The 21165-nt window shown below is 36.5% G+C and carries 21 protein-coding genes, 1 tRNA gene and 2 riboswitches; of the genes, 18 read left to right on the top strand and 4 right to left on the bottom strand.

Annotated elements, in window-relative coordinates:
• From rpe to H0Z36_RS02920, 7 genes are all read left to right on the top strand, one after another.
• Positions 1-645, top strand: coding sequence for a ribulose-phosphate 3-epimerase (rpe, locus tag H0Z36_RS02950; RefSeq protein WP_296863864.1), 645 nt, complete (start codon positions 1-3; stop codon positions 643-645).
• Between the two features lie 89 nt (positions 646-734).
• Positions 735-852: riboswitch (FMN riboswitch) on the top strand.
• Positions 825-968, top strand: coding sequence for a hypothetical protein (locus H0Z36_RS02945; RefSeq protein WP_296863742.1), 144 nt, complete (start codon positions 825-827; stop codon positions 966-968). (Overlaps the previous riboswitch by 28 nt.)
• Positions 959-2059 carry a bifunctional diaminohydroxyphosphoribosylaminopyrimidine deaminase/5-amino-6-(5-phosphoribosylamino)uracil reductase RibD gene (gene ribD / locus H0Z36_RS02940; protein ID WP_366508846.1) on the top strand — a complete coding sequence of 367 codons (1101 nt, stop codon included), beginning with the start codon at positions 959-961 and terminating at the stop codon, positions 2057-2059. The genes H0Z36_RS02945 and ribD overlap by 10 nt, the downstream gene beginning before the upstream one ends.
• A 5-nt stretch (positions 2060-2064) precedes the next feature.
• Entirely contained in the window at positions 2065-2718 is a 654-nt protein-coding gene (locus H0Z36_RS02935; RefSeq protein WP_296863862.1) for a riboflavin synthase, read from the top strand.
• A gap of 69 nt (positions 2719-2787) precedes the next feature.
• Positions 2788-3984, top strand: coding sequence for a bifunctional 3,4-dihydroxy-2-butanone-4-phosphate synthase/GTP cyclohydrolase II (locus H0Z36_RS02930; protein ID WP_296863861.1), 1197 nt, complete (start codon positions 2788-2790; stop codon positions 3982-3984).
• Between the two features lie 33 nt (positions 3985-4017).
• Positions 4018-4482 carry a 6,7-dimethyl-8-ribityllumazine synthase gene (gene ribE, locus H0Z36_RS02925; RefSeq protein ID WP_366508852.1) on the top strand — a complete coding sequence of 155 codons (465 nt, stop codon included), beginning with the start codon at positions 4018-4020 and terminating at the stop codon, positions 4480-4482.
• A 204-nt stretch (positions 4483-4686) separates the two neighbouring features.
• Positions 4687-5754 carry a DUF1646 family protein gene (locus H0Z36_RS02920; RefSeq protein WP_296863738.1) on the top strand — a complete coding sequence of 356 codons (1068 nt, stop codon included), beginning with the start codon at positions 4687-4689 and terminating at the stop codon, positions 5752-5754.
• Between the two features lie 32 nt (positions 5755-5786).
• On the opposite strand, the gene H0Z36_RS02915 is transcribed toward H0Z36_RS02920, so the two are convergent.
• The 3 genes from H0Z36_RS02915 to H0Z36_RS02905 are packed head-to-tail and all read right to left on the bottom strand — an operon-like array spanning position 5787 to position 8343.
• Entirely contained in the window at positions 5787-6605 is an 819-nt protein-coding gene (locus H0Z36_RS02915) for a MetQ/NlpA family ABC transporter substrate-binding protein (protein WP_296863736.1), read from the bottom strand.
• 3 nt (positions 6606-6608) lie between these two features.
• The gene (locus H0Z36_RS02910; RefSeq protein ID WP_296863734.1) at positions 6609-7325 is read right to left on the bottom strand and encodes a methionine ABC transporter permease; all 717 of its coding nucleotides are present in this window, start codon (positions 7323-7325) and stop codon (positions 6609-6611) included.
• Entirely contained in the window at positions 7318-8343 is a 1026-nt protein-coding gene (locus H0Z36_RS02905; protein WP_296863732.1) for a methionine ABC transporter ATP-binding protein, read from the bottom strand. Before H0Z36_RS02905 ends, H0Z36_RS02910 begins: the two co-directional genes overlap by 8 nt.
• 70 nt (positions 8344-8413) lie before the next feature.
• A riboswitch (SAM riboswitch) is annotated at positions 8414-8523 on the bottom strand.
• Between the two features lie 110 nt (positions 8524-8633).
• Between H0Z36_RS02905 and H0Z36_RS02900 the strand changes: the two genes are divergently transcribed.
• The 7 genes from H0Z36_RS02900 (at position 8634) to H0Z36_RS02870 (ending at position 14941) form a co-directional block, all read left to right on the top strand.
• A complete protein-coding gene (locus tag H0Z36_RS02900) occupies positions 8634-9560 on the top strand; it encodes a TIGR01212 family radical SAM protein (protein WP_296863730.1) in 927 nt (308 codons plus the stop codon).
• A gap of 30 nt (positions 9561-9590) precedes the next feature.
• The gene (locus H0Z36_RS02895; RefSeq protein ID WP_296863728.1) at positions 9591-10853 is read left to right on the top strand and encodes an OFA family MFS transporter; all 1263 of its coding nucleotides are present in this window, start codon (positions 9591-9593) and stop codon (positions 10851-10853) included.
• A gap of 101 nt (positions 10854-10954) precedes the next feature.
• Positions 10955-11041 (top strand) — tRNA-Leu (locus H0Z36_RS02890).
• A gap of 115 nt (positions 11042-11156) precedes the next feature.
• Complete coding sequence (locus H0Z36_RS02885) at positions 11157-12455, top strand: WYL domain-containing protein (protein WP_296863726.1); 1299 nt, start codon at positions 11157-11159, stop codon at positions 12453-12455.
• A 143-nt stretch (positions 12456-12598) separates the two neighbouring features.
• Complete coding sequence (locus H0Z36_RS02880; RefSeq protein WP_296863724.1) at positions 12599-13420, top strand: amino acid ABC transporter substrate-binding protein; 822 nt, start codon at positions 12599-12601, stop codon at positions 13418-13420.
• A gap of 101 nt (positions 13421-13521) precedes the next feature.
• A complete protein-coding gene (locus H0Z36_RS02875) occupies positions 13522-14163 on the top strand; it encodes an amino acid ABC transporter permease (protein WP_296863860.1) in 642 nt (213 codons plus the stop codon).
• Positions 14164-14176: 13 nt separating this feature from the next.
• On the top strand, positions 14177-14941 hold the full coding sequence (locus H0Z36_RS02870) for an amino acid ABC transporter ATP-binding protein (protein ID WP_296863722.1): 765 nt from the start codon (positions 14177-14179) through the stop codon (positions 14939-14941).
• A 36-nt stretch (positions 14942-14977) separates the two neighbouring features.
• On the opposite strand, the gene H0Z36_RS02865 is transcribed toward H0Z36_RS02870, so the two are convergent.
• Positions 14978-16447, bottom strand: a complete 1470-nt coding sequence (locus H0Z36_RS02865) for an S-layer homology domain-containing protein (protein ID WP_296863720.1) — start codon at positions 16445-16447, stop codon at positions 14978-14980.
• Between the two features lie 274 nt (positions 16448-16721).
• Here H0Z36_RS02865 and dut point away from each other — a divergent pair, with 274 nt between their 5' ends.
• The 4 genes from dut (at position 16722) to fusA (ending at position 21133) form a co-directional block, all read left to right on the top strand.
• On the top strand, positions 16722-17108 hold the full coding sequence (dut, locus tag H0Z36_RS02860) for a dUTP diphosphatase (RefSeq protein WP_296863718.1): 387 nt from the start codon (positions 16722-16724) through the stop codon (positions 17106-17108).
• Between the two features lie 215 nt (positions 17109-17323).
• Positions 17324-17872 (top strand): hydrolase, encoded by a 549-nt coding sequence (locus tag H0Z36_RS02855; RefSeq protein WP_296863716.1) that lies wholly within the window; start codon positions 17324-17326, stop codon positions 17870-17872.
• A 98-nt stretch (positions 17873-17970) separates the two neighbouring features.
• Positions 17971-18753, top strand: a complete 783-nt coding sequence (locus tag H0Z36_RS02850) for an enoyl-CoA hydratase/isomerase family protein (protein WP_296863714.1) — start codon at positions 17971-17973, stop codon at positions 18751-18753.
• Between the two features lie 361 nt (positions 18754-19114).
• The gene (gene fusA / locus H0Z36_RS02845; RefSeq protein ID WP_296863712.1) at positions 19115-21133 is read left to right on the top strand and encodes an elongation factor G; all 2019 of its coding nucleotides are present in this window, start codon (positions 19115-19117) and stop codon (positions 21131-21133) included.
• Positions 21134-21165 lie beyond the last annotated feature (32 nt).

Here is a 21165-nt window from a genome sequence, read left to right as displayed (position 1 = left end):
TTGGTATTAGTTGCTCCTTCAATTTTATCAGCTGATTTTGCTAGTTTGGGAGAGGAAATACACAAGGTTGAAAAAGCAGGAGCAGATTGGCTGCATATTGATATAATGGATGGACATTTTGTTCCTAATTTAACGATAGGACCTCAGGTGGTTGCTGATATTAGAAAGAAAAGCTCGCTTTTTTTTGATGTGCATCTTATGATTGAAAGACCGGAAGAATTAATTCCTGCTTTTGTTGATGCCGGTGCAGATTTAATAACTGTTCATCAGGAAGCATGTATTCATCTACATCGGGTAGTCAGTATGATCAAGGGATATGGGAAAAAGGTTGGGGTAGCAGTAAATCCGGCTACTTCGGTTTCATTACTTGCTGATATAATTTCTGAAGTGGATCTGGTTTTAATAATGAGTGTAAATCCTGGTTTTGGCGGACAAAAGTTTATTCCAGGGGCAGAAGAAAAAATAAAAAGCATAAAGAAAATGATTAAAAACAAACATTTAGGAATCCATGTTCAGGTTGATGGAGGAATAAATGCCGAAACCGGTCGCAGGGTGGTAGAGGCTGGAGCTGATGTCCTAGTAGCAGGCTCTTATATTTTTAATTCACCTAATGTAAAAGAAGCCATAAAAAGCTTAAAACTATAAGACTTTTGGACGGGATTTTTAAGATTAATATAGATAACTTGACCATATGAATAGGTGATGCTAATATTAAGTAAACAGAATATCGATAAACCTTTCTTCGGGGACGGGTGGAATTCCCTACCGGCGGTAAAGCCCGCGAGCCTTTTAAGGCATGATCCGGTGAAATTCCGGAGCCGACAGTGAAAGTCTGGATGGGAGAAGAAGGGATGGTATGTTATGCCATTATTTCTTTCTGCCTTTTAACCCGAATATTCGGGTTTTTTTTATATCTTCTTAAGCCAGATAAATTTTTTAAAGAAGGGAAAGATATAATTTGGCAGTAGAAAACGATGTTTTATTTATGAAAAGGGCGTTAGATTTAGCTTCTAAAGCTTTGGGAAGAACCAGTCCTAATCCGGTTGTAGGTGCAGTAATCGTTAAAGATGGCAAGATTGTGGGTGAAGGATATCATCATAAAGCTGGGACCCCTCATGCCGAGATACATGCTTTAAATCAGGCAGAAAATTTAGCTAAGGGAGCAACTATGTATGTAACTTTAGAACCATGCAGCCATCATGGAAGAACTCCTCCATGTGCTTATGCGCTGATAAAAGCAGGCATACATAAAGTAGTTGTTGCTACTCTTGATCCTAATCCTAAGGTGGCAGGCAGAGGAATTAAAATACTTGAAGAAGCTGGCATAGAGACAGTAGTTGGAGTTTTGGAAAGCGAAGCTAAAAAGCAAAATGAAGTCTTTTTTAAACATATAACTACTGGGATGCCTTTTGTAAGTTTAAAATATGCCATGACTTTAGACGGCAAAATTGCTACTTTCACTGGTGATTCAAGATGGATAAGCTCGGAATTTTCACGAAATTATGTACATAAACTGAGAAATATTTATGATGCTGTTATGGTAGGCATTAATACGGTCTTGAAAGATAATCCCATGCTTAATTGTCGTTTAGAAGGAGAAAAGCGTGATCCGGTGAGAATAATTGTTGATGGAGGTTTAGAAATTCCTCTTGAAAGCAATATTGTTAAAACTGCTCATAAACAGAAAACTATTGTTTTAACTTCTTTATCGGTCGATGAACAAAAATGCCATCTATTACGGGAAAAAGGAATAGATATTTTAAAAGTTGGAGGTGAGAGCGATAATTTAGATTTGCGGCAGGCATTTAAGGAATTGCTTAAGCAAGATATATGCAGCATTTTGGTAGAAGGTGGTTCTAAGCTCAATTCGTCTCTTATGGAACAGAAATTGGTAGATAAAATTTACTGTTTTATTGCTCCTAAAATAGTAGGTGGGAAAGGAATAACTCCGGTAGAAGGGAAAGGAAAAGAGTTTATGCAGGATGCATATATACTCAAATCACCGGAATTTACGCCAATGGGAGATGACATTTTGATTACAGCTTATACTGGGTGGTGATAAAGATTTTCACAGGCATTGTTGAAGAATTAGGTGTTATAAGCCGTATTCAGCCGGGAACTCAATCGTTCAAGCTTACAGTTAAGGCTCACAAAGTTTTAGAAGATGTTAAAACAGGTGATAGTATTGCTGTAAATGGTGTTTGTCTTACGGTAACCCAGTTCGTAGTTGATTATTTCACGGCTGATGTTATGCCGGAAACTGTGGAAAAAACTAATTTAAAATATTTAAAATCAGGCGATTTTGTAAATTTGGAGCGGGCATTAAGGTTAGGAGATAGGCTGGGAGGTCATTTAGTTCAAGGACATGTGGATGCAGTAGGAGAGATAATAAAAAAGGAAGCAATAGATATAGCGTTTATTTATTACATAAAGGCACCTGACAATGTTTTAAAATATACGGTTCCTAAAGGTTCAATTGCAATTGATGGCATAAGTTTAACAGTAGTTGATGTATTTAATGATGGCTTTACGGTTTCTTTAATACCTCACACGGCTCAAATGACTACTTTGGGCTTAAAAAAAGCAGGTGATAAAGTAAATCTGGAGAGTGATATTATAGGAAGATATGTAGAAAAACTCTTACGTTATGAGGGACGTGATGAGAAAGTAAAGAAAACCTTAGATCTTAACTTTTTGTCGGAAAACGGATTTATTTAAAGCATTCCTGTAATGAAGAATATAAGCTTTGATAGGAGGGTGAATATAATGACTGAAAAGGTGACCTATATGTTTAACCGCATCGAAGAAGCAATTGAAGATATTAAACAGGGCAAAATGGTGATTATAGTAGATGATGAAGATAGAGAAAATGAAGGGGATGTAGTTGTAGCGGCTGAGAAGGTTACTCCTGAAATTATAAATTTTATGGCTACCCATGCAAGGGGACTTATCTGTGTACCTATGTTAGGCGAGAGATTGGATGAACTTGACATAAATCCTATGGTAGCAAAAAATACAGACAATCATGAAACAGCCTTTACGGTCTCAGTAGATTATAAAAAAGTTACTACCGGCATATCAGCCTATGAACGGGCAGCTACGGTAAAGGCACTTATTGATCCTAATAACAAACCTCAAGATTTCAGGAAACCAGGTCATATCTTCCCCTTAAGATATAAAGAAGGCGGAGTTTTGCGGCGGGCAGGACATACTGAAGGCTCTATTGATTTAGCCAAGTTGGCAGGTTTATATCCAGCAACGGTTATATGCGAAGTTATGAATGAAGATGGCACTATGGCCAGAGTTCCTGAACTTATGGAGTTTGCCAAAAAACATAATTTGAAGATAATTACCATTGCCGACCTGATTGAATACAGAAGACGAAGAGAAAAATTGATAAAAAGGGTTGAAAGCACCTATCTGCCTACAATATACGGGGATTTTACTGCAGTTGCTTATGAATCTTTGCTTGATGGACAAGGGCATATTGCATTGGTTAAAGGTGAGTGGGAAGAAGATGAGCCTATACTGGTACGGGTACATTCAGAATGTTTAACCGGAGATGTTTTTGGTTCTAAAAGATGTGATTGTGGAGAACAGCTGGCAGCTGCTCTGACCATGATTGAAGAGGAAGGCAAAGGGGTATTGCTTTATATGCGGCAGGAAGGAAGAGGTATTGGACTTGTAAATAAAATACGGGCTTATAAATTACAGGATATGGGAAGAGATACAGTAGAAGCAAATCTAGAATTAGGTTTCCCGGCTGATTTGCGCGATTATGGAATTGGAGCCCAGATTTTAAGTGATTTAGGGGTTAGAAAGATGCGGCTTATGACTAATAATCCAAAAAAAATAAAAGGTTTGGAAGGATATAATTTGAAAGTTGTCGAAAGGGTACCGATTGAAATAAAGAGTAAAAAGGAAAATCGAAGATATTTACAAACTAAAAAAGAAAAGATGGGACATTTGCTTTCCAATCTTTAAATAAAAGCAAAGGAGGCATTATTAATAGCGATGGTGCAGGTATATGAAGGCAAACTTTTAGGTCAGGGACAGCGAATAGGCATTGTTGTATCAAGATTTAATGAATTCATAACCAGTAAGTTGCTTTCCGGGTGTTTGGATGCGTTAAAAAGGCACGGAGTAGAAGAGAAAAATATAGAAATTGCCTGGGTTCCCGGAGCTTTTGAAATGCCTTTGGCAGCTCAGAAGATGGCGGCAAAGGATTATGAAGCAGTTATCTGTCTGGGAGCTGTTATACGAGGTGCAACTCCCCATTTTGAATATGTTTCAGCTGAAGTAACTAAAGGCATTGCTCAGACCAGTCTCTCCAGCGGCAAGCCGATCATATATGGAGTAATTACAGCTGATACAATCGAACAGGCAATAGAAAGAGCTGGCACAAAAGCGGGAAATAAAGGTGCTGATGCAGCGGTAACTGCGATAGAAATGATTAATTTGCTAAAACAAATAGGGGAGTAAAGTTTTATGTCTAGATTGTTTAAAAACGCACTTTTGGTAGTGCGTTTTTATTTTTTTTACAAAAAATATATAAAGTAATATAAAATTATAAAATGTTATAAAATTTTGATTTATCAATAATTTATTATTGATTATTGTCGAAGAATAAGCGATAATTTTTTATAAATAATTTTTAGTTATATTTTTATAAAGGGGGAGATTCCATTGGTTGTAACAGGCCTTGTAATTATTTTACTACTTGTTCTGGTGCTGCCTTTTGTTTTTAAGCAAGTGGAAGAACAGCTTGAAATTTTTCTTTTTATCATGGGAGTTGCGGCTGCCATCATTTCAGGAGTTATGAATAAGGAACTCCTCATTGCAGCTCTTGAACATCCTATCATGATAGCCTCTGCTGTTTTGATTGCTGGTGCTCTTTTTCACATCCTGCGTGAACAGTTTACAGCTTTCATGCAAAAGGTTTTTGAAAAAATTTCCGTGTCAGTAGTAGTTTTTTTGGTGATAACAATACTAGGTTTCTTATCCAGTATCATTACAGCAATCATCGCATCCATAATTTTGGTAGAAATTATATTCCAATTGCCTTTAGGCAGAAAAGATAAGATTATAATATGCGTAATTGCCTGTTTTTCAATCGGTTTAGGGGCTGCTTTAACTCCAATAGGAGAACCTCTGGCAACTATAGCTATTGCAAAGCTTGATCAGGAATTTTTATACCTGGTAAAACTGCTGGGTAAATATATTATCCCTGCTGTGCTAGTTTTCGGGTTGCTAGGTGCAGCTTATGCCGCTCGGGCTCAAAAAAAAGAAAAGAATGTTCCTACTGCAGATGAATTGGCAGTTACAGTTGATAAGGAGTCTTTTTCTGAAGAAGAAATTGAACAGGATACCTGGCGTGGTATAATAATCAGAGCGTTAAAGGTATACCTTTTTGTTATGGCTTTAACCTTTTTGGGAGAAGGATTTCAACCGCTTATAGATCTTTATATTTTAAAGTTGGATTATCGCTTGCTCTACTGGGTAAATACAGTTTCGGCTGTGCTTGATAATGCGACACTTACTGCTGCCGAAATAAGTCCTAAAATGACTACTATGCAAATAGAAGCGATTCTTATGGGACTTATTATTTCCGGAGGAATGCTTATCCCTGGCAATATTCCAAATATCATATCTGCTTCCAAACTGCGCATTACCAGCACTGAATGGGCAAAAATTGGGTTGCCTTTGGGGGCTTTAACAATGGGAATATTCTATATTATACTTTTTGTCATATAAAAAAAAAGGGGAATACCCCCTTTTTTTATTCTTTAAAAAGCAGGAATACATGAACCGTTGTATTTTTCTTCCAGGAATTTTTTAACTTCAGGTGATTGTAATGCTTTTGCCAGTTTTTGAATATCTTCCCGCTTTTCATCTCCCGGTCTTACAACAAGTATATTGGCAAAAGGAGAATCTTTAGGTTCCATAAAAATCGAATCTTTTACCGGATTTAAATTGGCTTCCAATGCATAATTGCTGTTTATAACACAGACATCTAAATCTTCTAAAGCTCTAGCAAGCATGGGGGCATCCATCATTACTATTTTGACATTTTTGGGATTTTTAATTATATCTTTTTCGGTTGCAGTCACTCCTGCACCTTCTTTAAGTTTGATAATGCCAGCGTGTTCCAAAACCATAAGTGCTCTACCGCCGTTGGTTGCATCATTAGGGATACCTATCTGAGCACCTTTCGGAACATCAGCAATATTTTTTATTTTGCTCGAGTATACTCCCATCGGTTCAGTGTGAACTTTTACAACCTCATGAAGATTTGCATTATTTTTAGCGTTAAAATCATCTAGATAAGGACGATGTTGAAAGAAGTTGGCGTCAATTTCTCCTTCTACCAGTGCCGGATTAAGAAGTACATAATCGGTAAATTCTTTTATTTCAAGATCAATGCCTTCTTTGGCCAGCATGGGCTTAACTATTTCTAATATTTCAGCATGAGGTTTGGCCGTTGCACCAACTACCAGTTTTTTAGGAGCATTTTCATTTTGGGCAGCATCTTTTTGTCCGCATCCGGCAATCCCTGTCAGAATAAGGGTAAGGGATAATAACATTACAATAAGTTTTTTCTTCATAATTTACCTCCTTTTTTCATTTAGTTTGGCGGTTGCTTTATCACCAAGCGATTGAATTCCCTGAACCATGAATATAAGGACTATAACTGTTGTCCAAAGGATCAGGTTGTCATATCGCTGGTAACCATAGTAATAAGCAAGGGTACCTAATCCTCCACCGCCGACTATACCTGCCATAGCTGAATACCCTACTAAATTAATAGTAGTTATAGCGATGCCCAGGGTTATTGAAGGTAGAGCTTCAGGTATCAGCACTTTAGTTATTATTTGCCAGTTGGTTGCTCCCATGGAAAGGGCTGCTTCAATTAAACCCCATTCAATTTCTTTTAGAGAGGTTTCAACCAGCCTGGCGACAAAAGGGATAGCGGCCAGGGTCAAAGGGACGATAGAAGCAACAGTTCCAATTGAGGTTCCTACAATTAAACGCGTAAGAGGGATAATGAGTATTAAGAATATGATAAATGGAATAGAACGCACTGTATTTACTAAAAAAGCTAAAATTCGGTTTACGGAAGTATTTTCTGCAATGTGTCCGTTTTCAGTAATTACCAGGATTATACCAAGAGGAAGACCGACAACATAGCTCAGTCCGGTAGAGATAATTATCATATAGATTGTTTCCCAGGTAGCTTTTATAACTTTCTCTGCCACGATTCCGTACTCGCCTGAAAAAACAGTCAAAAAAATATTTAAGTCAATTTCGTTTAATATATCAAACATGTTTCAGCACCTCAATTTCTAATCCATTATCTTTAAGGAAGTCAAGAGCGGCAGTAATAGCCTGAGGTTCTCCGATAATTTCCATTACCAGATTGCCAAACGGCGTATCTTTGACCCGGTCAATATTGCCATACAGGATATTAGCCTTGATGGCGAAATTCTTAATCATGTTGGATATTATAGGTTCACCAGCTGAAGCTCCGATAAAGGAAACCCGGATTAATTTTGAATTGTTTGAATTATTTTTTGCCAGATGCAAAAGGTCCTCCGGAACCTCACTTTTTATTATCGCATTAAGAAAGCTACGTGAAGTAGGGGTGCCGGGATTAGAAAAGACAGTTAATACATCACCTACTTCAACAATGCGTGAATTGTCGATTACCGCAACTCTATCGCATATCTGTTTTATAACATTCATGTCATGGGTTATAAGCAAAATAGTAATATTCATCTGTTTATTTATATCTTTCATCAATTTTAGAATTGATCGCGTGGTTTCAGGATCAAGGGCAGAAGTTGCTTCATCCGATAAAAGTATTTTAGGTTCATTTGCTAAAGCCCGAGCTATCCCCACCCGCTGTTTTTGTCCGCCGCTTAGCTGAGAAGGGTAAGCTTTAGCTTTGTCAGAAAGACCTACTAGTTCCAAGAGCTCTGCTGCTCTCTTTTTAGCCTGGCTGTGTGGTACTTTGGCAATTTCTAATGGAAACATTACATTATCCAAAACAGTACGGGATGATAAAAGGTTAAAGTGCTGAAAAATCATGCCGATTTTCTGCCTTGCCAGGCGCAGTTCATTTTTATCCAGCAAAGTTATATCTTGACCATCGATTAATATGCTTCCTTTAGTAGGTTTTTCTAACATATTAATACAGCGGATTAATGTGCTTTTTCCAGCTCCGCTCAGACCGATTATGCCGAAAATTTCACCTTTATTTACTGAAAGGTTTACATTATCTAAAGCTAAAATTTTTTGAGTAGGAGTAGTATATATTTTGGTTAAATTTTTTATCTCGATCAAAAATCCTTTCCTCCTTAAACTATTAATGCCTCTTTGTTATGGCACAAAGAGGCAAGATATGCTATCTTATCTCTTATCTGCCAGATAATAAATCTGCAGGAATTGGCACCTTACCAGGTTGAATTTTCTGGCGGTTGCCGGGCGTCATTGGGCCAGTCCCTCAGCCTCTCTGGATAAGAGGTAGTTTTTATTATTGTTTGATTTTATCGTAAATAATATTATCATTGTATAAAATTATGGTCAACAGTAAACTTTATATTATTTTTTTGAAAGGCTGGTGGTTTATATATATGCCATTATTCTGGGATAATAAGAGATATCACAGCTTAAATTATCATCTCAGGTATAAATTTGGACAAAAGGTATTTAAACTTCCTCTTGATGCTGGATTTACTTGTCCTAATCGCGATGGAACCCTTTCCAGAGAGGGATGTTATTTTTGCAGTGCACGTGGGTCAGGCGATTTTGCAGGTGAAAGGGGTGCCGATATAAGGAAGCAGATTGGACAGATGCAGGAAGTTATGCATAAAAAATGGAAAAATGGTTTGTATATTGCTTATTTTCAGGCTTTTACCAATACTTATGCTCCGGTAGAAAGACTTCGCATTTTATATGATACGGCCATTTCATGTCCGGGAGTAGTTGGGCTGGCAATTGCTACTAGACCCGACTGTTTACCTGATGATGTATTAGATCTTTTGGCAGAATTTAATCAGCAAACTTATTTATGGGTAGAGTTAGGACTGCAGACTGTCCATGAAAAGACTTCCAGGCTGGTTAATTTAGGCTATACTTATGATACATTTTTAAAAAGTTTATCTAAACTTAATGAGCGTAAAATAGAAGCAGTTGCTCACATAATATTAGGGCTTCCAGGGGAAACGGAGGAAGAAATGCTTACAACAGGCAAGACGGTGGCATCCCTTCCTATTCAAGGTCTAAAAATTCATCTTCTGCATCTGATGAAAGGGACTCCTCTGATGAGGTTTTACGAGGAGGGAAAGCTTAAATTTTTAACCAAAGAAGAATATGTAAGAATGGTGGTAGATATTTTAGAATATGTTCCGGAGAATGTGGTAATTCATCGTTTAACCGGTGACAGCCCCAGGGATTTACTGGTAGGTCCAAAGTGGAGTCTTAAAAAATGGGAAGTTTTGAATTCTATTGATGAAGAATTTATAAAGCGCAATACTTGGCAGGGGAGATTGGCTTTATGATTATAAAATAAAAAAACGGGGAGGATGAACATGCTCGTTCGCAGTAACAGACGGCAAAGGATCTTGGCCTTTATAAGTGCTTCCTTAATCAGCTTGTGTTTAGGTTCAGTTTACAGCTGGAGTGTTTTTGCGGCCAGGTTGCAATTAGAAAATCCAGATTGGACACTGGCACAAATTTCGCTTATTTTTTCTATTATGGTTATGACTTATACTGTAACTGCCGTATGGGCAGGGCTAATGCAGGATAAGTTCGGTCCGCGGCCGGTGGCTCTTCTAGGAGGTTTAATTTTGGGAATAAGCATGCTTTTGGCTGCTAAATGCCGAACTTTACTTGGTCTTTATATATTTCATGGGATTTTAGCCGGTATTGGACGGGGAATGGCTTATGCTACTCCTCTGCCTACTGTTTTAAAATGGTTTCCTGATAAAAGAGGGTTGGCTGGAGGGATTATATCCGGCATATTTGGAACAGGAGGACTGGTTTTCAGTTATATAGCAGGACTGATAATAAGTAGAACTTCATCAGTTTATGCTGCTTTTGGATGGACAGGTCTAATTTTTCTGCTGGTTATAGCTGTGTGTGCTATATTTTTGCAGAATCCTCCCTCTGAATCAAATTTATTGCATAACCAGATTGGATGTAACCAAAGCCAAGATTATACTCCCAGAGAAATGCTAAAAAAACCGGTATTTTATATTATACTCCTGATTTTTATTCTGGGAGCTTTTCCGGGACTTGTCCTGACAAGCAATGCCCAATTGATAGCCCAGGTATTTGCAGGACTTTCTTCCGGCGAGGCGGTTCGTTTAGTAGGAATAATTTCTGTAGCAAATGGGATAGGAGGTCCTTTATTTGGCTTTTTACTGGATAAAGCAGGGGAGAAAAAAGCTTTGCTATCTCTTTTATTAATTTCTGTTTTCGCCCAGCTGATGCTGCCCCGGGCTGATAATTTTTACTACTTCCTGATTTGTTCCGGAACTATAATGATGTGTTTGGGCGGGTTATTTGGGATATTCCCCAGTTTGATTGCTAATTTTTTTGGTACTAAATATATAGGAACTAATTATGGATTACTTTTTTTAGGTTTTGGAATATCATCATTTTTATCACCACGGATAGCAGCTGTTTTAGCTGACAATGCGGTTCAGGCTGCTAAAGAAATGGGCAAAATAGCCTTAAATTCAGCTTTGTCTTCTGCTTTTCAGCAGGTATTTATTATAGGTATTGGACTTGCTCTTTTTGCCTCAGGCTTAGTTTTAGTTATTAATAAACCGGAAAATGAAGGAATATAGGCATATCTTCAAAAGCATGGCTGATATTGTTAAATTGCTTGACAATAGTAGGTTATATATCTTATAATTAACCTTGCTTGGGAAAACAAGTAAATATGGATGCGGCAGTGGCGGAACTGGCAGACGCGCTAGATTCAGGTTCTAGTCCTGGTCACAGGGTGGGGGTTCAAGTCCCTTCTGCCGCACCAGACAAAGAAAAAATGAGCCGTGAAGGCTCTTTTTTTTCTCGTTTTTATTTTTGTTTGGTATAATATACCATAAAGCTATTCTGCTTAGCAAATAAAGCCAGAGGGAGAGGAAAGGATGGCGGTTTTAAAGAATAAAGTGGTAACCATAAGTCACTGGACAGCAAATATAAAGGATTACATAACCTCTAGTCCTTTTTGTGAAGAAGAAAAATTGTTGTCAGATTTAAATATAAACAGAAGAACTTTATACAGTATTTTAGCTGGCTTGGTCGAAGATAATTCTGTATGTATGGATAAAAAGCAGTTTAAAATTATAAAGAATGGGAAAAATCTAAGCATCGACGAAGTAATCGAATATCTTCAGAAGAATAATTCCAGGAGGACAAAGCTTCAGCAAACTGAAAGGCTTCTTTATCTTTATAATCTTCTGCACAGCAATATCCCTAATGGCGGAATTGAGATGAACAAAATAATTGAGAGCTATAAAGAACTTATGCTCAATTCTTGTGAAGAAATTCCTGCAGATTCAGCTTTACGCAGAATGATATACCGTGACCTTAATGCTTTAGAAAACATGAATATATCTTTAGTGCGCCCCAGGGAAAATCGTCGGGGAAAATACGGATTAAGAGAAATTTACCTTCCCAAGCTTCCTGCAGAAAGTGCTGCTTTAGTGTACACATCCATGCTTCCTTATCGCAATACCCTTTTAGAACCGGTTGTGGCTGCTGCTCAGGAAGAATTAGAAAAGGCAATAAGAAGAGCCAAACCTGTTCCAGATTATATTGAAAAAATAAGACAACGGATTTATGTAATAGGGGATACTTTGGTTTCGCCCCAGAAGTTTGGTGATACATTAGGAAAATTAATAAAGGCAGTAACACATAATTTTAGAATCAAGATTATATATTCATATCGTGATGGAAGTGAGGAAGGTCGTGTTCTTGACCCTCTCGGCATGGTTTGCAAGCGTTCAGTATGGTATTTAGTCGCCCGTAAAGTTGTTGATAACAAACCTGAATATAGAGTTTATCGGGTGGATCAAATTAAACATGTATATTTGCGAGAAAGTGAAGTTTATGAATATCCGGAGAATTTTTCATTGCATAATTATATAAGCTCAAGTTGGGGTGTTTTTTGTAATGATCCAATCCGAACTGTGCGGGTAAAGTTTATGCCTTCAGTAGCTTTCAGGTTAAAGAATGTAAAATATCATCCTACTCAGAAAATTGTTCAGGAATGTGATGATGGAAGCATAATAGTCGAATATGAAGTGTGCGGCCTGGTTGAAATGAAAAGCTGGATGATGCAGTGGGGAGATGAAGCTGAAGTTATAGAACCTGAAGAATTGAGAAAAAGTATCGTAGAAACTGCAGCAAAGATACTTAATAAGTATAGTTCGAAATCTTTATAGTTCCTGAATTATGAAAAATCGGTTAATGCAAATCTCCTTTTTAATAGTTTAATTTTGTTTTATATTAACTATTTACTTATTTAACAAACTAAAGTAAAATATTGGCGTAAATAATCACAATAATGCAGAAGGGGGATTTGCAAATGAGAAAAAAAATCGCACTTATTTTAGTATTATGTTTTACTTTGGCCATTTTGCTTACAGGATGTGGGGCGAAAGATACAGGTTCAGATGCCCAAAAAGAAGATACTTCCTGGGAAGAAATTAAAGAAAAAGGATATTTTGTTGTAGGTTTGGATGATGCCTTCCCGCCGATGGGTTTTCGTGATGAAAATAATGAAATTGTAGGCTTTGATGTAGATTTGGCTAAAGAAGTGGCCAAGAGATTAGGAGTAGAAGTAAAGTTTCAGCCTATAGTTTGGGAAACTAAAGTAGAAGAACTTAACGGCGGAAATATTGATGTTATATGGAATGGATTTACCATAACTGAAGAAAGAAAAAAACAGGTTTTGTTTACTAAACCTTATATTGAAGACCATCAGATAATAGTAGTAAGAGCAGATTCTGATATTAAAACCAAGGAAGACCTGATAGGAAAGAAGATAGGGATCCAAGCTGCAAGCAGTGCAGTAGATGCAGTTGAAGATGATCCCATTTATGAAAAAATTAAAGACAATATTTTAGAGTTCGAAAGCAATGATCTGGCTCTTCGCGACCTTAAAGGCGGTGGGGTAGATGCAGTAGTGGTGGATGAAGTTGTAGGAAGATACTATATATCAAAACATGAGGAAGATTACAAAATTCTTAAAGATAATTTTGGAACCGAAGAATTTGGAATTGGACTCCGCAAAACCGATAAAGCATTCTTAGCAGAATTAGAGAAAGTTTTAGATGAAATGAAAAAAGACGGAACTGCTGCTGCCATTTCTCAAAAATGGTTTGGTGAAAATATAATTAAACAGTAGTTTTTTAACCGAAATCTGTTATAATAAAGCAGGCAGGCTAACGGTATTATTTGATGCTGTTAGCCTGTAATTATGTTATTTTGAAGAAGCAGGGGATAAGCATGGATTATGTACTTAAACTTTTACCTCACATGCTGGAAGGCTGGAAAACAACTTTATCATTATTTTTCTTAACTTTAATTTTATGCCTTCCTTTAGGCACAATTATGGGTATAGCCCGTATTTCTAAATTTAAGCCTTTGCAGTGGTTTATGGAATTTTATGTATGGATTTTTAGGGGAACTCCGCTTTTACTTCAACTGTTGTTTGTTTATTTTGGACTTATGACCGTAGGTATAAGGCTGGAGCGCTTTACTGCCGCCTTGTTAGCTTTTGTGCTTAATTATGCTGCCTACCTGGCAGAAATAATAAGGTCAGGTATACAGTCTATTGATAGAGGGCAGTATGAAGCCGCCGATGTCTTAGGGTTAACCCGTTTTCAGACTATGACCAATATAATACTTCCGCAAGTATTTAAAAGGGTTGTCCCGCCCATCGGCAATGAAGTAATAAATCTGGTTAAAGATTCAGCACTTATTTATGTTTTGGCTATAAGTGAACTTTTAAGGGTAGCTAAAACTGCAGTAATGAGAGATGAAACTTTTGTCCCGTTTATAATGGCAGCTGTTTTTTATCTTTTTATGACAGCAGTTGTGCAGCAGTTTTTTAAGTGGGTAGAACATAAATTTGACTATTATCGTTAGGAGCGAAGCTTATATGTATATGCTCAGAGCATTAGATATATATAAAAGTTTTGATCATTTAAAGGTTTTAAAAGGAGTGTCCCTCACTGTCCAAAGAGGAGAGGTTATTGCTATAATTGGGCCATCAGGTTCTGGAAAAAGCACCTTTTTAAGGTGCTTGAACCGTTTAGAAACAATAGACAGGGGGACGATTGAAATTGAGGGCGAAATAATGGTTCAGAATGGACCAGATGGCAGAGCTGTTTACAGCGGTGAAAAGGAAATTGCCCTTATACGCAGAAAAATGGGGATGGTATTTCAAAATTTTAATCTTTTTCCCCATAAGTCAGTTCTGGAAAATTTAATTTTAGCTCCGGTTATTGTTAACAGGGTTCCGAGGGAAGAAGCAGAAAAAACGGCGTTGGAATTATTGAGAAAAGTAGGTTTGGAAAATAAGGCCAGAAATTATCCCTTTGAATTATCAGGAGGACAGCAACAGAGGGTGGCTATTGCAAGGGCTTTAGCTATGAACCCTGATATTATGTGCTTTGATGAACCTACTTCAGCACTTGACCCCGAACTTACTGGCGAGGTATTAAAGGTTATGCAGGATTTAGCTGCTGAACATATGACTATGATTATAGTAACTCATGAAATTGGGTTTGCCCGTGAAGTTGCGGATAAGGTTATATTTATGGATGAAGGGATTATTGTAGAGCAGGGAAAGGCTAAAGAAGTAATAGATAATCCTAAACATGAAAGAACCCGGGAATTTTTAAGCAAAGTTCTGCGCGTTTAAAATAAAGAGGCATGATTTCGATCATGCCTCTTTATTTTAATATCGTTCAATTTTTATAATAAGCCTTTCGTTTTCAAAATATGCATCGTTTATAATGTACTGGATTTCAGGATAATTATATTTTCTAATCAATTTATCTTTGAGCATATACCGATGGTCGTCATAGATTATTAAATCCTGGCTTATAAGAGACAAATCCATAAAACTGTGCCACCTTGAGTTTATTTTTATATCCAAATCTTCTGCATACCAGTTGAGCCTGTCCCCATCTTCATAAAATACAATGTCATCTAGAGCTGCTACATATTCACTTTTTGAGAGTGTTTCCAGATATATTTTCAATTTACTTCCATAATAGCTTGTTCTGTAGACTTTGTACTGTTTGTTGTTATATAAACAATAAAGGTAAAGGTCGGTAATTTCATAAGTTTTGTTTTTATATTCGATTTCATCTTCGTTCAGTATATCGAGAGATGAATCGGTCATTTTGATCCATCTGCCATTTAGATATACACTGAGATCATAAATATCAAAAGAGGTTATGCGATCATAGTTGGTATCGTAAAAGCATATATCATAATATTTGTCAATATATATGGAACTTCTTTGGTAACAGTCGAAAACCAGCTGGTTATTTTTTGTATATATATCTTTAAGGTGGTATTCATATTCGTAGCTTGAATAATTTTTTCTAACCAGGATTTGTATATTGCTGACATCGTATTTTACATTGTTTATTATTATGTAATCATATTCTGGATCAACTTTTATTTCATCTAAATCATATAAGGTGCTTCGGTTGTTAATCCGAAATCTTAAACGGCTTATACTTCCAGATGATATTTTATTTCCTGCCTTATCATATACCGCATATACATCTGACAGAGTAAGGTTTTCCCAGTAATGTTTTTGTATAGTTGGATATGAGTAGGGATTGTTATTATAACTGGCGATTTTTTTATCTAAAAATCTTTTAAAAATTACACAGGCCTGGGCACGGGTAATTTTATCGTAAGGTTTAAATTCTCCGGAAGGGTAACCGGTTATAATGCCTTCTTTATATATAGCTTTTATATATGGTTTATAAGGATTTGAATTTATTTGTTCTATATCTTTAATGAAATTAATCGGACTGTAATCAGGTTTTATGTTAAGGGAACGAGCTATAAAAGCAGCAGCTTCTGCCCGATTTATAAATTCATATGGATTTATATCTGTTGGATATTCACTGGGATTTAATATGCCCTGTTTTACGGCTTCATCTAAAATTACTTCTGCCCATGAACTACCCGAAATATATGATATGTAAGCAGGTTTACGCTGTATACAATTGAGAAGAACACTTAAAAATTCAGCCCGGGTCATGTTATTGTCCGGTCTAAAAGTGCCGTCTTCGTAACCTCTTATATATCCAGCATTATTTAAATAATCAATATAGTATTGAGCCCAGTGGTTTTTAGTATCCTCATACTGAGCCGCATTGGCTGATGATAAAGAAAAAGACATGAAAAATAACAAAGCGAAAATAAAAATTCTGCAGCTTGTTTTTTTTAAGTTTAGCAAAGTATCAACCTCCACAGTTATTAAAGAGATGGAAAAAAGATGTTTATATAATTGTAGCAGATAATAGGATTAATGATGTTAAAAAGCAGTCAGTGTCTTAAATTTTTATGCATAAATTTTTAAAATATTTGTCAGCATAAAAAGGAACTGAGGAAGAAAAGTAGAATTTTTTTTTATATATAGCAAACCGGAAAATAAAATGTAGGAGGTAATGACAATGGAGAAAGTAAATGTACAATTCAAAAAACTCGTAGAATGGGCAAGAATTCCAGAATATGAAACGAAAAACGCAGCAGGATGTGACATAAGCTTAGCTATAACCGAAGAAGTAGTGCTGTATCCAAATGAAGTCAAAAGTTTTCCAACTGGTTTTGCTATAAGAATTCCCGAAGGATATGAAGCTCAAATCCGAAGCAGAGCCGGAATGGCTCGAAAAGGGATAGTAGTTGCCAATGCTCCGGGAACTATCGATGCAGAACATACAGATGAAATACACATTCTGCTTTTAAATGTAAACGATAAACCGGTAAAAATTTTTCCCGGTCAAAAAGTAGCACAAATGGTTATAAGTCCTGTAGTCCAGGCTAATTTTGTCCAAAGATAGAAATACAGATATAAATATACGTAACCTTAAAAATTATATATTATATTTAAGGTAAAATCAAGAGATTGAATAAGAAAACTAGGCTATTTTATTGAATAAAATAGCCTGATTTTTGTGCAAGTATTTTGAAATTTAATTTTTGAAGATTTATTTTTCTGTCATTGCTTAATAATTCTTAATGACTACAGAAAAACATCCAGAAAGGAAGGTATTTTATGAATAAATTCACCTTAGATAGTAAACAAGCAGTTTTACTGATTATTGACTTGCAGGAGAAATTGATGCGGGTTATGAAAGATCGGGAAGCGGTGTTCAAAAATACTAAATTACTTCTGGCGACTGCTAGACAACTTGAAATTCCAGTGGTTTTAACTGAGCAGTATCCTAAAGGGCTAGGATCAACGGTTGAGGAAATAAAAGAAGCAGCCGAAAATTATCATTATTTAGAAAAAATGAGTTTTACTGCTTGTACTGATGATTTGAGAGAAATTTTGAACAGATTAGGTAGAAAATATGTGATTGTAGCTGGAAGCGAAACTCATGTTTGTGTATTTCAAACCGTGAGAGATTTAATTGAAACAGGGTATATTGTGCATGTGGCCAAAGATGCAGTTTGTTCCCGCTTTGATCTGAATTATGAAAATGGGCTTATGCTGATGCGGGATGTAGGTGCCGTAATTACCAATACTGAAACCGTTGTTTTTGACTTGTTAAAGGTTTCAGGTACTCCAGAATTTAAGGCTATATCTCCATTATTAAAATAAGAAAATATTTTATTGTGTAATTTCAATTGACAATATATTCAAAATAGCAGTATAGTATCTTTAGTGATGGATAATTTTATTGTACTGGGGGTATGAAGATGAGCTACGGGGATAGTATAGTCTATGAAAAACAGGAGAATATAGGAATAATAACTTTTAATAAGCCGGAAATGATGAATCTGGTTACCCAAGCTTTTTTCAAAGAACTTTATGAAATTCAGGAGGAAATTGATAATGACAAAAGTTTGCGGGCGGTAGTTATAAAGGCTAATGGTCCTCATTTTTCGGCTGGAGTTGATTTAAGCATTTTAAAGTCTATTGATTCTAAATTTATTATGGACAACCTGGCCTGGCTGCAAAGACTTTATGGGAGATGGCAGGAAATGCCTATACCGGTGATTGCAGCTGTACATGGATTATGTTACGGTTCGGCTATGGAGTTAATATTGGGCTGTGATATAAGAATTGCCTCACGTGATGCGCGTTTTTCGATTCCGGAAGTTCGGTTTGGACTTTCACCGGATATGGGGGGGACAGTCCGGCTTACTAAGCTGGTAGGGATAGGACAAGCTAAAAGGCTTATAATCGGCTGTGATGAAATAAGTGCAGAAGAAGCTTGGCAAATTGGTTTAATTGAGATACTGGTAGAAAGAAAAGAGCTGGAAGAAAGAGCTATGAAAATGGCTAAACGTATTGCTAATCTGCCACCGGTTGCTGTAAGGTTTGCTAAAAAAGGCATTAATGTGGCAGATGAAAGCAGTGTAAATGCGGGATTATTGTTTGAACAAGCCCAATCTACCTTCTGTTGCGGAACTGAAGATCAAAATGAGAGTATTGATGCTTTCTTTGAAAAGCGCAAACCGGTTTTTAAAGGAAAATAATTAAATGATTTTAAGCGGAAGCTTTAAGCTTTCGCTTTTTTTATTACCAGAATTAACATAAATTACTTCATTATTTTTAGAAAAAAATAAAAAAAATATGGGAAGAATAAATATAAAATTAAATTCTTTAAGAAAAGGACGGATCAAAGAATAATAAGGAAATATTTATTATATATGAAATTAATTTAAAGGTAAAAAAATTTTTAGTTTTTGTTTGACAAAAAGATACAATAAACATATAATTCTACATTGGATGCTATTTTATTTTGAAAAGTTTGAAGAATTAGCAGCTATCGGCATTACTTGAAGGTATGCCGTTAATTTTTTGGTTATTTTGGTTTTCGAAGGAGTGAGTTATAAAATGAAGGATCTTCGCAATATTGGAATTATTGCTCACATTGATGCAGGAAAGACAACTACTACGGAAAGAATTCTTTTTTATACCGGTTTGACCCATAAAATTGGTGAAACTCATGACGGGCAGAGCGTTATGGATTATCTTGAAGCTGAAAGAGAGAGAGGCATAACTATTACATCGGCTGCAACCAAGTGTGTATGGAAAAATCATGCTATCAATATAATCGATACGCCGGGACATGTTGACTTTACGGCTGAAGTAGAAAGAAGCCTCAGGATTTTAGACGGTGCAGTAGTTATTTTTTGTGCCAAAGGCGGCGTAGAACCCCAGTCAGAAACAGTATGGCGTCAGGCTGATAAGTATAAGGTTCCACGTATTGCCTATATTAATAAGATGGATGCTGTAGGCGCTAATTTTTATAGAGTAGTAGATCAGATTAAAACAAGGTTAGGTGCTAAACCTCTGGTTCTTACTATTCCGGTTTTTGTTAATGATAATTTTGCTGGTATAATTGATCTTATAAAGATGAAGTATATTACCTTTGAAGGTGATTTGGGAACTCAAATAAAAGAAAACGAAATACCGGCTGAGTATGTTGATGAAGCAGAAAGCTTACGTTCATCTCTGTTAGAGTCGGTAGCAGAAACTGATGAAAAACTTTTAGATATGTATTTTAACGGAGAAGATATACCTGAAAATATGATGATTGAAGCCATTCGCCAGAACACTATAGATGGCAGTATAATTCCGGTGCTTTGTGGAAGCTCTTATCGCAATATAGGAGTACAAACTTTACTTGATGCAATAGTAAATTATTTGCCTTCTCCCTTAGACATTAAACCGGCGGTTGCCACAGTGGTTGATACCGGAGAAGAGAAAGAAATTATTTCTGATCCTTCAGAACCTTTTACTGCTTTGGTATTTAAAATTGTTACTGATCGCCATGTAGGTAAATTGGCATTTGCACGTATTTATTCAGGGACAGTAACTGCAGGAAGCTATGTTTATAACGGAAGCAAAGGCAAAAAAGAAAGAATAGGACGCATTGTTAAAATGCATGCAAATCACCGTGAAGAAATTGAAAAGGCTTTTGCTGGCGATATTGTGGCTTTTATAGGGCTTAAAGATGTAAGCACCGGAGATACCTTATGCACAGAAGATAATCCTGTTTTGCTTGAAGCTATTGATTTTCCGGAACCGGTTATACAGATTGCGATCGAGCCTAAAACTCAGGCTGATCAGGCAAAATTAGGTGAAGCGCTTAACAAAATTGCTGCAGAAGACCCGACTTTTAAAATATCTTATGATAAAGAAACCGGGCAGACCTTGATTGCAGGAATGGGAGAGCTGCATTTAGAAATAATTACTGATCGTTTGGCCAAAGAATTTAAAGTTGATTTTAATGTAGGACAGCCCCAGGTAGCGTATCGTGAAACTATTGGTGCATCTGCCCAGCATGAAACCCGTTATGTAAAACAAACTGGTGGTAAAGGTCAATATGGACATGTAGTGCTCATGATTGAGCCTTTTGAAGGTTATGCCTTTGAGAGCAAGATCGTAGGCGGCGTAATACCTAAAGAATATATTCCAGCTGTAGAAGCCGGGGTAAAACAGGCTATGGAAGAAGGGGTATTAAAAGGATATCCTGTAGTTAATGTAAAGGTTACTTTGCTTGATGGTTCTTATCATGAAGTTGACTCTTCAGAAATGGCATTTAAAACCGCCGGTATGATGGCAATGAAAGAATGCCTTAAAAAAGCTAAACCTAAACTGCTTGAACCTATAATGAAGCTGGAAGTTACTACACCGGATGAATTTACAGGAAGCATCATAAGTAATATAAATAACCGGCGTGGCCGTTTAGAATCTATGGAAATGGAAAATAACACCCAGATTATAAAGGCTTATGTTCCTTTAGCTGAAATGTTTGGTTATTCAACTGTGCTTCGTTCCTTGACTCAGGGAAGGGCAGGGTTTTCCATGGAATTTTCCCATTATGAAGAAAGAAAAATTGATGATTAAATCCATTTGTGAAAAAATGCTTTTATAGCAGT

The sequence above is a fragment of the Thermosyntropha sp. genome (genome assembly GCF_017656155.1).
In the GTDB taxonomy this organism is placed as follows: Bacteria; Bacillota; Syntrophomonadia; order Syntrophomonadales; family Syntrophomonadaceae; genus Thermosyntropha.
The sequence above is the reverse complement of the archived record's forward strand: the minus strand, read 5'-3'. Positions and strand labels throughout refer to the sequence as shown.

What these genes read in the sequence shown, in the direction of transcription:
- H0Z36_RS02930 (WP_296863861.1), top strand. Translation starts at nt 2,788, where the DNA reads ATGTTTAACCGCATCGAAGAAGCAATTGAAGATATTAAACAGGGCAAA.
- H0Z36_RS02915 (WP_296863736.1), bottom strand. Translation starts at nt 6,605, where the DNA reads ATGAAGAAAAAACTTATTGTAATGTTATTATCCCTTACCCTTATTCTG.
- H0Z36_RS02910 (WP_296863734.1), bottom strand. Translation starts at nt 7,325, where the DNA reads ATGTTTGATATATTAAACGAAATTGACTTAAATATTTTTTTGACTGTT.
- H0Z36_RS02900 (WP_296863730.1), top strand. Translation starts at nt 8,634, where the DNA reads ATGCCATTATTCTGGGATAATAAGAGATATCACAGCTTAAATTATCAT.
- H0Z36_RS02895 (WP_296863728.1), top strand. Translation starts at nt 9,591, where the DNA reads ATGCTCGTTCGCAGTAACAGACGGCAAAGGATCTTGGCCTTTATAAGT.
- H0Z36_RS02885 (WP_296863726.1), top strand. Translation starts at nt 11,157, where the DNA reads ATGGCGGTTTTAAAGAATAAAGTGGTAACCATAAGTCACTGGACAGCA.
- H0Z36_RS02880 (WP_296863724.1), top strand. Translation starts at nt 12,599, where the DNA reads ATGAGAAAAAAAATCGCACTTATTTTAGTATTATGTTTTACTTTGGCC.
- H0Z36_RS02875 (WP_296863860.1), top strand. Translation starts at nt 13,522, where the DNA reads ATGGATTATGTACTTAAACTTTTACCTCACATGCTGGAAGGCTGGAAA.
- H0Z36_RS02870 (WP_296863722.1), top strand. Translation starts at nt 14,177, where the DNA reads ATGTATATGCTCAGAGCATTAGATATATATAAAAGTTTTGATCATTTA.
- H0Z36_RS02865 (WP_296863720.1), bottom strand. Translation starts at nt 16,447, where the DNA reads ATGTCTTTTTCTTTATCATCAGCCAATGCGGCTCAGTATGAGGATACT.
- dut (WP_296863718.1), top strand. Translation starts at nt 16,722, where the DNA reads ATGGAGAAAGTAAATGTACAATTCAAAAAACTCGTAGAATGGGCAAGA.
- H0Z36_RS02855 (WP_296863716.1), top strand. Translation starts at nt 17,324, where the DNA reads ATGAATAAATTCACCTTAGATAGTAAACAAGCAGTTTTACTGATTATT.
- H0Z36_RS02850 (WP_296863714.1), top strand. Translation starts at nt 17,971, where the DNA reads ATGAGCTACGGGGATAGTATAGTCTATGAAAAACAGGAGAATATAGGA.
- fusA (WP_296863712.1), top strand. Translation starts at nt 19,115, where the DNA reads ATGAAGGATCTTCGCAATATTGGAATTATTGCTCACATTGATGCAGGA.